The organism is Nocardia sp. CC213A (assembly GCF_030766805.1).
GTDB classification, from domain to species: Bacteria; Actinomycetota; Actinomycetes; order Mycobacteriales; family Mycobacteriaceae; genus Nocardia; species Nocardia otitidiscaviarum.
On record NZ_JASFXA010000006.1, the window covers coordinates 143,399 to 156,361 of the forward strand.

Annotated in this window: 10 protein-coding genes and 4 tRNA genes; 6 read left to right on the forward strand and 8 right to left on the reverse strand. The window is 67.4% G+C overall.

All coding sequences use genetic code 11. From position 1 onward, the window contains the following. Position 1 precedes the first annotated feature (1 nt). The 6 genes from QJS31_RS13265 to QJS31_RS13290 all read right to left on the reverse strand — a co-directional run bounded on the left by QJS31_RS13265 (position 2) and on the right by QJS31_RS13290 (position 2,259). A complete protein-coding gene (locus QJS31_RS13265; protein WP_306356930.1) occupies positions 2-703 on the reverse strand; it encodes a polyprenol monophosphomannose synthase in 702 nt (233 codons plus the stop codon). A 151-nt stretch (positions 704-854) separates the two neighbouring features. Next, positions 855-1,031 (reverse strand): hypothetical protein, encoded by a 177-nt coding sequence (locus tag QJS31_RS13270; RefSeq protein WP_162836493.1) that lies wholly within the window; start codon positions 1,029-1,031, stop codon positions 855-857. 179 nt (positions 1,032-1,210) lie between these two features. Further along, a tRNA-Phe gene (locus QJS31_RS13275) sits at positions 1,211-1,284 on the reverse strand. 36 nt (positions 1,285-1,320) lie between these two features. After that, positions 1,321-1,394 (reverse strand) — tRNA-Asp (locus tag QJS31_RS13280). Between the two features lie 31 nt (positions 1,395-1,425). Next, positions 1,426-1,501: transfer RNA gene (locus QJS31_RS13285), tRNA-Glu, on the reverse strand. A 92-nt stretch (positions 1,502-1,593) separates the two neighbouring features. Continuing rightward, positions 1,594-2,259 (reverse strand): TetR/AcrR family transcriptional regulator, encoded by a 666-nt coding sequence (locus tag QJS31_RS13290; protein ID WP_282785683.1) that lies wholly within the window; start codon positions 2,257-2,259, stop codon positions 1,594-1,596. 1,177 nt (positions 2,260-3,436) lie between these two features. On the opposite strand from QJS31_RS13290, the gene QJS31_RS13295 reads away from it, so the two are divergent. The 6 genes from QJS31_RS13295 (at position 3,437) to phoU (ending at position 10,203) form a co-directional block, all read left to right on the forward strand. Further along, a tRNA-Lys gene (locus tag QJS31_RS13295) sits at positions 3,437-3,509 on the forward strand. A gap of 135 nt (positions 3,510-3,644) precedes the next feature. Then, positions 3,645-4,244, forward strand: coding sequence for a DUF937 domain-containing protein (locus QJS31_RS13300; protein WP_282786502.1), 600 nt, complete (start codon positions 3,645-3,647; stop codon positions 4,242-4,244). Between the two features lie 203 nt (positions 4,245-4,447). Next, positions 4,448-5,419, forward strand: coding sequence for an acyl-ACP desaturase (locus tag QJS31_RS13305; protein WP_039809347.1), 972 nt, complete (start codon positions 4,448-4,450; stop codon positions 5,417-5,419). Between the two features lie 251 nt (positions 5,420-5,670). After that, complete coding sequence (gene dusB, locus QJS31_RS13310; RefSeq protein ID WP_282784505.1) at positions 5,671-6,822, forward strand: tRNA dihydrouridine synthase DusB; 1,152 nt, start codon at positions 5,671-5,673, stop codon at positions 6,820-6,822. A gap of 109 nt (positions 6,823-6,931) precedes the next feature. Next, the gene (locus tag QJS31_RS13315; RefSeq protein WP_306356837.1) at positions 6,932-9,430 is read left to right on the forward strand and encodes an LCP family protein; all 2,499 of its coding nucleotides are present in this window, start codon (positions 6,932-6,934) and stop codon (positions 9,428-9,430) included. 101 nt (positions 9,431-9,531) lie between these two features. After that, positions 9,532-10,203, forward strand: coding sequence for a phosphate signaling complex protein PhoU (gene phoU / locus QJS31_RS13320; protein ID WP_282784507.1), 672 nt, complete (start codon positions 9,532-9,534; stop codon positions 10,201-10,203). 129 nt (positions 10,204-10,332) lie between these two features. Here phoU and QJS31_RS13325 read toward each other — a convergent pair whose 3' ends face one another. Together QJS31_RS13325 and pstB are read right to left on the reverse strand one after the other, a co-directional pair. After that, positions 10,333-11,967 carry an MFS transporter gene (locus QJS31_RS13325; protein ID WP_306356838.1) on the reverse strand — a complete coding sequence of 545 codons (1,635 nt, stop codon included), beginning with the start codon at positions 11,965-11,967 and terminating at the stop codon, positions 10,333-10,335. A gap of 213 nt (positions 11,968-12,180) precedes the next feature. Next, complete coding sequence (gene pstB / locus QJS31_RS13330; RefSeq protein ID WP_282784511.1) at positions 12,181-12,957, reverse strand: phosphate ABC transporter ATP-binding protein PstB; 777 nt, start codon at positions 12,955-12,957, stop codon at positions 12,181-12,183. Positions 12,958-12,963: the final 6 nt, after the last annotated feature.

Below are 12,963 nucleotides of genomic sequence, written 5' to 3' on the forward strand. Positions count from 1 at the left end.
CTCAGGGCTGGCGGCCGAACAGCAGCTTCCACGGCATGGCGGCGGATTCCAGCTGCACCTTGAGGCTCATCTTGGACGCGCCCTTGGTGCGCTCCTCGAAACGGATCGGCACCTCGGCGATCCGGATGCCCTTCTTGACCGTCCGGTAGTTCATCTCCACCTGGAACGAGTAGCCGTTCGACTTGATCGACGCCACGTCGATGGCGCGCAGCGTATCCGCCTTCCACGCCTTGAACCCCGCGGTCGCGTCCTTCACGCCCAGGCGCAGGATCAGGTTCACGTAGAAGTTGGCCCAGGCCGACAGCGCCTTGCGGTACCACTTCCACTCCTCCGCGGTGGAACCGCCGGGCACGTAACGGGATCCGAGCACCACGCCCGCGTCGGTGGTCTCCAGCTTCTCCAGCATGGCCGGGATCACCTCGGCCGGATGCGAGAGGTCGGCGTCCATCTGGATCACCACGTCCGCGCCCTCGTCGAGCGCCCGGGTGATGCCCGCGATGTAGGCGCGGCCCAGGCCGTCCTTCTCCGTGCGGTGCAGCACGCCCACGACACTGGGCAGTTCCGCCGCGAGCTTGTCGGCGACCTCGCCGGTGCCGTCGGGGGAGTTGTCGTCCACGACCAGCACGTGCAGGTCGGACACGGGTAGCGCGGTCAGCCGCTCCACCGCCACCGGCAGGTTCTCCCGCTCGTTGTAGGTCGGCACCACCACGGTTACCTTCAAGGCTCGCCCTCCCGCTCGATTCCGGCCCGTACGCGCGCGCGGCACGGGCGGGCATTCGTCGTTTCTGCTCCCGAAACGGTACTTGATTCACCTGAGCGACGAGTGAGCGCACCGGCAGCCGCGGGAAAAGGGCTCAATCCTCGGCTTCGTCGGCCGCCTTGTTCCGCGCCCTAGCGATCTCCAAAGCCCGCTCCGCCGTGGCTTTGTCGGGGTAGGGACCCATCCGTTCACCCACCCAGTGCTGCTTGCCCTGTTCCGCCCGGTGATGTTTCAGGCAGTAGTACCACTGATCATCCGAGTTGTCAGCCATACCTCCAGCATCCCACCGCGATCACGACGGCGGATGTGAAACACACGGCAGCGCGGCAGTACGGCGTCAATTCGAAATTTCGAAATGAAAAACTCGCCGTGACAGCTACGGCCTGGATATCCCGCCCGGAAACGAACAATGGGTGTTGCACACGCTGTGTGCAACACCCATTCGAACTGTGGCCAAGGCCGGGATCGAACCGGCGACCTTCCGCTTTTCAGGCGGACGCTCGTACCAACTGAGCTACCTGGCCGGAGGCACCCGTACCGAATGCCAAGCTGTAGTCTTGCGACCCTGACGGGACTCGAACCCGCGACCTCCGCCGTGACAGGGCGGCGCGCTAACCAACTGCGCCACAGGGCCTTGCTTGCTCCTCCAGCGGTGTTTCCACCACTGGTACCCCCTACGGGATTCGAACCCGCGCTACCGCCTTGAAAGGGCGGCGTCCTAGGCCGCTAGACGAAGGGGGCCCGCCGGATGTCTCCGGACCGTTTGCTCAACGGCTTCCGTTGGGAGCGGAGATAGCTTATGACAGCTCGCCGCTTATTCCCAAATCTGCTGGTCAGAGTGCCAAATTGAGATCCTCCAACCGGGCGTTCACCCGCCAGCCCACGCGGCGGAACTCCTCGGACCACTCCGGGGTGGCCGTCGCCTCGATGATCACCTCGAGCGCCTCACGGAACCGGGAACGCAGATCCCCGGGGCCGCCGAGCACATCCGCGATGTAGCGCTGACCGGCCAGGGCGGCGGCCAGGGTGCGGGTGAAGCGGTCCGGATCGGCATCCGGCCGCAACTGCTTGTGCTCGATCGCCCGCACCGCGAGCAGCCGGATGGCGCGGCCGAGAATGCGCCCGCCACCCGACTGGATGTCGCGGTAGAACTCCGGTTCGATGATGAGCCGGAACTCCGCCTGGATGATGATGTCGTTCTCCAGGCGCAGCGCGATCTCGTCGACCATCCCGTGCAGGATGTCGAGCGGACCGAGATCGCCTCGGGTGAGCCATCTTTCGGTGGACGCGCGGTAGCGGTCCACGGCCGCTTCCAAGACCGCGCGCGCGAGATCCTCCTTGGAGTCGAAGTGGAAGTACATGGCGCCCTTGGTGGCGCGAGAACCTTCCAATATGCGGTTGAGCGATGCAGCGGCATAGCCGCTCTTCCCGAACTCAACGGCGGCGGACCTGATGATCGCCGCACGTGTCCGGCGGGCCCGCTCTTGCTGCCGTGCCATGCTCGAAACGCCTCCGAAGCTAGCTAACCGCCGTTGCGCCATTCTCCACGGTGAGAACAGCCATCCGGCGCAAAGTTACGTGTCTTTCAAATACTTCAGAACGGGCTTGCGCCCGAATTACCAAACTTGTGGTACGAAAAAGCGCGAAAAACTTGAAACACACCAACTGGTATAGTTTTTCCCGCCCGGGTGCGCCGCAGGGGGTGCGCACCCGGGCGTTCACGTCGTCTGGTCGCCTCCCGCTGCCTCTCTTCTGGAGCCGCGATCGGCCAGACCGGTCGCGACACGTTCGGGCACATCAACGATAAGCCGAATCCCGTGCCGCCGGGGCAATCCCGGTTCTTCGGGAATTCACCAGTCGGTCACCGTACCCGGAAAGCGCACTCCGCGTGGTGTGTACCGGAAAGTTAGTTAGCCAGAACGTCCCCTATCTCGTTCCGCAATTCCGCAGCAACCGGTTGGGCGATTGGTCCGAAAGGACGAATTCACCCTTATCCCACGGAGGTTCGACGCACCCGCCGACTCCGCCGCGACCGCCCGCACGCGAGCCGCGCCGCCGCCACCACGACGCCGCCCGCCCGGCGCCGCCCCCGCCCGGTTACCACACCCCCCACCAATTACATTGCCACACATCACGATTGGATGATATTCGGACGACGGCCGCCTGAATCAATCTGGGTGTCAATACGATTGCCGACCCCCCGCCGAACCACCGCCCGCCCCGGCCCAACCCGGCCACGACACCGTGTGGCCCACTCCTCGGCGATCACTCGGAACGGGTATCGACACGCAACCGTCGACACTCCCCATCCACATCGGTTCACCACCGAGGATATCCCCGATCGCCCCCCAGCCACCTTCCGAGCGCCCACCCGGATCCACCGCACCTCCGTCCCCTCATTGCCCGCTCATTGCCCCGCCCCAGCAGTTGCCCCACCCCAGTAGCTGCCCCACGCCAGCCGTAAACCCGACCGCGCGAACCGGCCCGCTCAGCTCCCCCTCGGACCGCCACCCCCGCCGCCCACCGCCCCACGCCCCCGCCCTACGAAACCTCCCGCCCCACGCCCCGACACACCGCCCGCTCAACTGCCATGACCTGCACAAACATCCGGTGCTAACCACCAACCGGATACTCGGTTAACACTTCCGGGGCGGGCACATTAAACTGGCCTCCCGCGCCCCTATAGCTCAGTTGGTAGAGCTACGGACTTTTAATCCGCAGGTCCCAGGTTCGAGCCCTGGTGGGGGCACTCGCGTGGCGGCGGGCGTGGAACCGACCTTCCGGTCCGCCGCCACACCCGCGAATTCATGGCAACATCCCGTGTTTTCCCCTAGGGTGAGCCCGATAGGCCTTTTCCCGGGAACCCCAAAAACAGGCGGAACTCATGACTTCCTTCGATGACCTGCTCTCCCAAGTCCCCGTCTCCCAGATCGCCGGGAAGCTCGGCGTGGACGAGGCAACCGCGAACACCGCCATCCAGGCCGCCATCCCCGTGCTACTGGGCGGCTTGCAGGCAAAGGCCAGCAACCCCGAGGCCGCGTCGGCGATCGAAGGGGAGATCGCCAACCAGCCGAGCAACCTGCTCGACGGCGGCGTCGATATCGATCAGGTCGATGTGGCGGGCGGCGACAAGATCGTCGATCAGACCTTCGGCACCGAGAAGAACACCGTCATGAGCGCGCTCGGCGATGTCGGCGGCGCGGGCGGCCAGGATCTGATGGCCAAGCTGATGCCCATGCTCGCCCCCATCGTCCTCGCGTACCTTGGGAAGAAGGTGCTCGGCGGTGCGGGTGGCGGTGCGGCCACCCAGGCCGGCGGCGGCGGGCTCGGCGACATCCTCGGCAGCCTGCTCGGCGGGGCCACCGGCGGCGGCTCGAGCGGCAACGCGGGCGGACTCGGCGGCGCACTGGGCGACGCACTCGGCAAGAACGCGGGCAATGTGCTCGGCAATGTTTTGGGCGGTCTGCTCGGCGGTAAGAAGTGAAAATCGCCGGAAGCTAACGAAATACGGCCCACGGCGATGGAGAACACGTCGTGGGCCGTCATCCATATGACATCGATCACCGCCGCCGCAATGCTGGTCGTATGCGTTTCGCATCACACCTACGGTGCCGTAAGGTATGGGACCGCGGCGGCATGGCCTGCGAGGGAACCACTGGAAGTTCGCACGACACGAAGGGCGTATACATGGCAAGGGATCTGACTCAACTCGAGTTGCTGATGGAGTTGGAGCCGGTTGCCGAGGAGAACGTCAACCGCCACCTCTCCCTGGCCAAGGACTGGCATCCGCACGACTACGTGCCGTGGGACGAGGGCCGCAACTTCGCCGCCATGGGCGGCGAGGACTGGGACCCGTCACAGTCGAAGCTGAACGAGGTCGCCAAGGCGGCGATGATCACCAACCTCCTCACCGAGGACAACCTGCCCTCCTATCACCGCGAAATCGCCGAGAACTTCTCCCAGGACGGCGCCTGGGGCACCTGGGTCGGTCGCTGGACCGCCGAGGAGAACCGGCACGGCATCGTCATGCGGGACTACCTGGTCGTCACCCGCGGTGTGGATCCGGTGGCGCTCGAGGAAGCGCGCATGGTCCACATGACCAACGGCTTCGCCTCCCCCACCGAGGAGGACGCCGGATTCCTGCATTCGGTCGCGTACGTGACCTTCCAGGAACTGGCCACCCGCGTCTCCCACCGCAACACCGGCAAGGTGTGCGACGACCCGATCGCCGACCGCATGCTGCAGCGCATCGCGGCCGACGAGAACCTGCACATGATCTTCTACCGGAACATGTGCGGCGCGGCGCTGGACCTGTCGCCCGATCAGGCGCTCGACGCCATCACCCTGATTCTGGAGAACTTCCAGATGCCGGGCGCGGGCATGCCCAACTTCCGCCGCAACGGCGTGCTCATGGCCAAGCACGGCATCTACGACCTGCGCCAGCACCTGGAAGAGGTGGTCAACCCGGTGCTCAAGAAGTGGAAGATCTTCGAGCGCACCGACTTCACCGCGCGCGGTGAGCAGACCCGCGAACGGCTGGGCCTGTTCCTGGAGAAGCTGTCCAAGGACGTGGAGAAGTTCGAGGAGCAGCGCGACCGCATGCTGGCCCGAGAGGCCGCCAAGCGCGAGAAGGCGCTCGCGGGAGCCGGGATCAGCTGATCCGTGCCTCGACTCGTCGGCCCGGTCGCACACGCCGTGCGACCGTGCCGCATCCGTCGCACACGCCGTGCGACCGTGCCGCATCCGTCGCGCCCGCCGGGACGACTGCCCGGCACAGGCCTCGGCCCCACGGTGACGGGCGAGCGAACGCTCCGCCTCCGGTCGCCCAGCGGCGGCGAAACGATCACGGCCGAGTCGGTCGGCGGGTGTGTGGCCGAGACCACTCCCCGACTGATGCGACAATCGATCTCGTGACGACGTCCCTGGAAACCGCTGCGAGCAGTCTGCGGATCGGCCCCTACCCGGTCGATCCGCCCGTCGTGCTCGCCCCGATGGCCGGAATCACCAACGTCGCCTTCCGCACCCTGTGCCGGGAATTCGGCAGCGCCACCTCCATCTACGTGTGCGAGATGATCACCGCCCGCGCGGTGGTGGAGCGCAATGAGAAGACGCTGCACATGATGTCGTTCGGGCCCGACGAGAGCCCGCGGTCCATGCAGTTGTACGGCGTCGACCCGAAAACCCTCGGCGAGGCCGTGCGCATCGTCGTCGGCGAGGGCTGGGCCGACCACATCGACCTCAATCTCGGCTGCCCGGTGCCCAAGGTGACCCGACTCGGCGGTGGCGCGGCGCTGCCCTACAAGCGCGAGCTGTTCCGGGCCATCGTGCGGGAGATGGTGGCGGCGGCCGCACCGGCCGGAGTGCCGATCACGGTGAAATTCCGTATCGGCATCGACGACGACCACATCACCTATCTCGACACCGGGCGCATCGCCGAGGCCGAAGGCGCGGCGGCGGTCGCGTTGCACGCGCGCACCGCGGCGCAGCGGTACTCCGGGGAGGCCGACTGGACCGCCATCGCGCGGCTCAAGGAGGCCGTGACCACCATCCCGGTGCTCGGCAACGGCGACATCTTCAGCGCCGACGACGCGGTGACCATGATGGCGCGGACCGGATGCGACGGTGTCGTCGTCGGCCGCGGCTGCCTCGGACGGCCCTGGCTGTTCGCCGAACTCGAGGCCGCGCTGCGCGGCGAACCCGTCCCGACCCCGCCGAATCTCGGCAAGGTCGGCGAGATCCTGTACCGGCACGCGTCCCTGCTCGCCGACCACGACGGCGAGGACAAGGGCATGCGCGATCTGCGCAAGCACATGGCCTGGTACCTCATGGGCTTCCCGGTCGGCTCCGAACTGCGGCGCAGGTTCGCCACCGTCGGCAGCCTCGCCGAACTCTCCGACCTCATCGGACAACTCGATCCCAACGCGCCGTTCCCCAAGGACGCGGAGGGTCCGCGCGGCAGACAGGGCTCACCGGGCAAGGTGGCGCTGCCGCACGGCTGGCTCGACGATCCCGACGACTGCGCGGTCCCGACCGCGGCGGATGTCATGCACAGCGGCGGCTGACGTGGGTTCCGGCGGCGGCTGAGACCGCGCGGTTCTCAGGTTCGACTGGTCCGTTGTGGCGAAATCGTTATCATGGCCTCTGCATCGAAGAGCAAAGTGAGGTTCGTTGGTGGGTGACGATCGGTACGGGCGTACGCCACGGCCCGGAGGTCGCGCCCCGTGGGAGCGCTACCCCGCGGACGAGGCGGAGCAGCCGCGCGGCCGCCGGAATCGGCACGCCGACGACGCCGCCAACGGATCCGCGCCCATCTCGGTGCAGGACCTCGTGGAGAAGGTCGACAACGAGCGCAGGGGCCGACGCCGACGCGCCGAATCCGATGCACCGGCCATCGACGCCTGGGACGCCGAGCCCGGCAACGGATCTCACGGCACCACCGGGCCTCGCGGCACCAACGGAGCGCGCGGAGCCGACACCCACGGCGCCCGGCGCGCGGCCGACCAGACCGGAGCGCGCCGCGCCGTCCCGACCGAGGTGAACGGCATGGGCGGCGCGGACTCCGCCCCGGTGCGACGCCCCGCCCCGGGCGAATCGGGAGCGATACGCCGTCCCGCCCCGATGGATTCGGCGCCGACCAGACGGCCGACTCCGGTGGACTCCACACCCACCCGACGCCCTGCTCCGGTGGATTCAACACCAACCCGACGGCCCGCCCCGGGCGAATCCGGTGCCATCCGCCGCCCGGCCCCGGGCGAATCCGGTGCGATCGGCCGACGGGGACCCGCGGACTCGGGTGCCGTACGCCGCCCGCCCCCAGACGAATCCGGTGCGATCGGCCGACAGGGACCCGCGGACTCCGGCGCCATCCGCCGACCGCCCCCGAGCGAATCCGGCACCATGGCCCGCCAAGCCCCCGCGGACTCCGCCCCGGTGCGGCGCGCGCCGTGGGGTAAAGGCAAGGGGGCCGCGAATGCCGGTGCGGCGGGGCCGGTTCGGGCCGCGGCCGCCGATCCGGTCACCGAGGAACTGCCGCCCGTGACAGGTCCGGCGCCGGAGCCGGAGGAGCCGCGCCCCATCCGAGGTGTCGCCTCACCGGCCGACTACCCCACCACCGCACTGCCCACATCGGTTGGCTCCAAGCCGCTCTCCCGCTTGGCCGGGAATCGCCAGCGCCGCACCAAGCGGCTGCGGCTGGCCGGACGCAGCACGGCCGCGGTCGTCGCGGTCATCGCGCTGCTCGTCACCGGCGTCGGCTGGAGCTACATGAAGGTCAAGGACGGCAGCCTCAACCAGGTCGCGGCCCTGGACGAGAACTCCGCCGACATCATCGACGCCAATGCGCAGTACGGCGACGAGACCTTCCTCATCGTCGGCACCGATACCCGCGCGGGCGTGAACTCCGACCTCGGCGCGGGCACCACCGAGGACGCCGAGGGCGCGCGCGCCGACACCGTCATGCTGGTCAATATCCCGGCCAAGCGGGATCGTGTTGTGGCCGTGTCCTTCCCGCGCGACCTCGATGTCACCCGTCCGGTCTGCGAGGGCTGGGACAACGAGAACGCCAAGTACAGCTCCGAGACTTTCGCCTCGGCCATCGGGGACAAGCTCAACGCCACCTACGCGCTGGGCGGGCCCAAATGCCTGACCAAGGTCATCCAGAAGATGACCGGCCTCAAGATCAACCACTTCGTCGGCATCGACTTCGCGGGCTTCGAAGCCATGGTCGACACCATCGGCGGCGTCGAGGTGTGCACCACCAAGCCGCTGATCGACGACACCCTCGGCACCATCCTCACCGAGCCGGGCAAGCAGATCGTGAACGGCGCGACCGCACTCGACTACGTGCGCGCCCGCCACGTGTACGGCGAGGAGCGCAGCGACTACGACCGCATCAATCGCCAGCAGCGCTTCCTGGCCTCGCTGCTGCGCGGGGCGCTGTCGAACAAGGTGCTGTTCGATCTGGGCAAGCTCAACGGCTTCATCAACGGCTTCGCGCAGCACTCCTTCATGGACAACGTGAACACCAAGGACCTGCTCACGCTGGGCCGGTCGCTGCAGAAGGTGGATGCCGGAGCGATCACCTTCCTCACCATCCCGACCGCGGGCACCACCTCGTACGGCAACGAGATTCCGCGCGAATCCGATATCAAGGCCATCTTCCGGGCCATCATCGACGACCAGCCGCTGCCCGGGGAGAAGAAGCCCGAACCCGAGGAGACCACCACCACGCAGGCCCCGCCGACCAAGCCGAAGCTGACGGCGGTCGACCCGAGCATGGTGTCGCTCCAGGTGTCCAACGGCTCCGGAATCTCCGGCATCGCCTCGACCACCGCCACCAAGCTCGCCAACCAGGGCTTCCAGATCTACAGCACCGGCAACTACGCCGAGGGCTCGTCCGCCACCACCAAGGTCCGCTACTCCGGCAGCGACCAGGAGGCCGCGGCCGCCACCGTGGCCAGCGCGATCCCGGGTGCGTCCCTGGAGTCCACCACCGGGCTCGGCAGCATCGTGGAGGTGGTGCTCGGCTCCGATTTCACCGGCACGGTGAAGACGCCGACCACCTTCGGCCAGACGCTGCCCGACGCGCCGGTCTCCACCGCCGAGGAGACGCCGATCACACTGCCGTCCGATCTGGAGCATGTGAACGCGGCCGACGACACCTGCAAGTAGCGGCCACGCCGCCAGCGGTGACGGACGACATGCCGACCCGGCACCGATGATTCACCGACCGTTGGTGACTTGGTCAGCGATGGCTACTAGTGTCTTGACTCATGCGTGTCATCTACAACGAACAAATGGCCGAGCTCGCCGACCTGCTCGGCGGCATGGCCGGCCTCGCGGGCGACGCGATGGAGCGGGCGACCAAGTCGCTGCTCGACGCCGACCTCGAAATGGCCGAGCAGGTGATCACCGAATACGACCGGATCGCCGAGATGATCACGCTGGCCGAGGAGAAGGCGTTCGCGCTGCTCGCCCTCCAGGCGCCGGTGGCCGGCGACCTGCGCCAGGTGGTGAGCGCCATCCAGATCGTCTCCGACGTGAACCGCATGGGCGTGCTCGCCCTGCACGTCGCCAAGATGACCCGGCGTCGCTTCCCGAACCACACGGTGCCCGAGACGGTGAACTCCTACTTCGCGGAGATGGGACGCATCGCCGTCAAGATGGGCGCGGCGGCCAAGGACGTCTTGGAGACCCGCGACCCCGAGCGCGCCGCCAAGCTCAATGACGACGACGAAGCGATGGACGATCTGCACAAGCATCTGTTCACGCTCATCATGGACCGCGACTGGGAGCACGGGGTGGCCGCCGCCGTCGACGTGGCGCTGCTGGGCCGCTACTACGAGCGCTTCGCCGATCACGCCGTGGAGATCGGCCGCCGCGTGGTGTTCCTGGTGACCGGCGTGCTGCCGCCCGATCCGGATCAGGAGAAGGAATCTCTCTGACCGTCCGACAATGACGCGCGATGCGGCCGCCCGATACTCCGGGCGGCCGAATGCGTTTCAGGGCTGAGGAATTCAGCGCCGAAGAATCCAACGCTCAGGAATCCGACGCCGAGGAATTCGAGCGGCGGTTCAGTCCGTGCGCGTCTTCTCGTCGGTGGCCTCGGCCTCGCGCCAGCCGAGCAGCAGCGACCGGTTGCGTTCCGGCTTCCAGGGCAGCGCGACGGCCACGATGACGGCGCACACCACCAGCGTGCCCACCGCGACCATGGAGGCCGCGTGCGAGCCCTCCAGCGCCGCGACCTTCATGGCGTGCACCAGATCCGCGCGCGGCTGCTCCAGCAGCGGGTTGAGCGGCGCCTTCATGATCTCCAGCACGCTGATCGGGGTATTGGAGGCCAGTTCCTTCTGCTGGGCGTTCATGATCGCCTCCGGCACCGCGGCGATGCGTCCGCTCACCCGGTCGGCGTAGATGGAGCTCATGATGGAGCCCAGCAGCGCCACCCCGAGTGCGCCGCCGACCTCGCGGGTGGTGTCGTTGACCGCCGAACCGGCACCGGCCTCCTCCAACGGGACCGAACCCATGATGGACTCGGTGGCGGGACCCTGCACCACCGCGAAGCCGATGCCCATGAGCACCATGGAGACCAGAACCGGCCCCAGGTACGGGGTTTCGACCGTGGTCTGCCCGGCGATGTACATGGCGACCGCCAGCACGAGCACACCGGTCACGATGACCGCGGTCGCACCGACCCGCTGGGCGATCAGGGTCGCGGCCGGGGCTCCGATACCCACCGCCAGCGCGAAAGGCAATGAGTGGATGCCGAATTCGAGCGGGGACAGCTCCTTGACGCCCTGGAAGTACTGGGTGATGAGGAACAGGAAGCCGAAGGCGCAGAAGTAGGACACCGTGATCGCCAGCGCAGGCACCGCGAAGCGGCGGATCCGGAACAGCCGCATGTTCAGCACCGGGGTCCGCACCCGCAACTCCCAGGCCACGAAGGCGGCCAGCGCGGCCGCCGAGATCGCGTATCCCAGCAGGCTTTCCATTGACAGCCAGCCGTGCTTGGGCGCTTCGATGATCGACCAGACCAGCAGCGTGACACCCGCCAGCGACAGCACGATGCCGATGCGATCCAGGCGATCCACATGCGACGCACGGGATTCCGGCGTGGTGTACCAGACCGCGACGATGGCGATCACGGCCACCGGTACGTTGATCCAGAACACCGAATGCCAGCTGAAGTGCTCGAGCAGCCAGCCGCCGACGGTCGGGCCGATGGCGATCGCGATGCCCGCCATGGCGGTCCACACGGCGATGGCGGCGGCGCGTTCCCGCGCGGTGGTGAAGATATTGGTGAGCAGCGCCAGGGTCGCCGGGAAGACCATGGCCGCGAAGATGCCCATGCCCGCGCGCGCCGCGATCACCTGGCCCAGCCCCGAGGCCAGCGCACCCGCCGCCGACATGACGGCCACACCGGCCAGACCCCACACCAGGAACCGCTTGCGCCCGTACCGGTCGCCCAGATGCCCCATGGCGAGCAGGAGGCCGGAGAACGCCAGGGTGAACGCGTCCACGATCCATTGCAGTCCCGCCATATCGGCCCGCAACTGCACGGCCATCGACGGCAGCGCCACATTCACGAGGGTGTTGTCGAGTACCACGAGCAGTTCGGCGAGGCAGATGGCGATCAATGCCGCCACCCTGCCCCGCCCGGACAAGGCGATCCGCGCTTCGGACTGCTGGATCGACGCTGATAAAGCCATCCTCCGCCTCCTAGGTATAACGATCGGTTTAGTTACCTAGGACACTAACTGTTACCAACAGTTGCATACAATGCTGGCGCGGCCATATGACACAGCTAACATTCGGCGAAGCGAATGCATGGACGTACCACCGCGACCGTGCTCCTCGCCCGCAACGACCACGGCACCGGTCCATCAGGACCGGTGCCGTGAAGTATCCGTCGAGGCGGACCGTCAGCCGAAGCGGCCGGAGATGTAGTCCTCGGTGGCCTTCTGCGACGGGTTGGAGAAGATCTTCTCCGTCTCGTCGATCTCGACCAGCTTGCCGGGCTTGCCCTGCGCCTCCAGGTTGAAGAACGCCGTCTGGTCGCTCACGCGCGCGGCCTGCTGCATATTGTGGGTGACGATGACGATGGTGAACTCCTTCTTCAGCTCGGCGATGAGATCCTCGATCGCGAGCGTGGAGATGGGGTCCAGGGCCGAACACGGCTCGTCCATCAGCAGTACGTCGGGCGAGACCGCGATGGCGCGGGCGATGCAGAGACGCTGCTGCTGACCGCCGGAGAGACCGCCGCCGGGCTTGTCCAGGCGGTCCTTGACCTCGTTCCAGAGGTTCGCGCCGCGCAGCGAGCGCTCGGCGACCTCATCGAGTTCCTTCTTGCCGCGCATCCCCTGCAACTTGAGCCCGGCCACCACATTGTCGCGAATCGACATGGTGGGGAACGGGTTCGGACGCTGGAACACCATGCCGATGGTGCGACGCACCCCCACCGGGTCGATGGCCGCCCCGTAGATGTCCTCGCCGTCCAGCAGCACCGCGCCCTCGACGCGCGCACCCGGGGTCACCTCGTGCATGCGGTTGAGCGAACGCAGCACCGTGGACTTGCCGCAGCCGGACGGACCGATGAACGCGGTCACGCTGCGCGGCAGCACGGTGAGCGAAACGTCCTTCACGGCATGGAAGGCGCTGTAGTAGATATTCAGATCTTTGACGTCGATCCGCTTGGCCATCTCGTC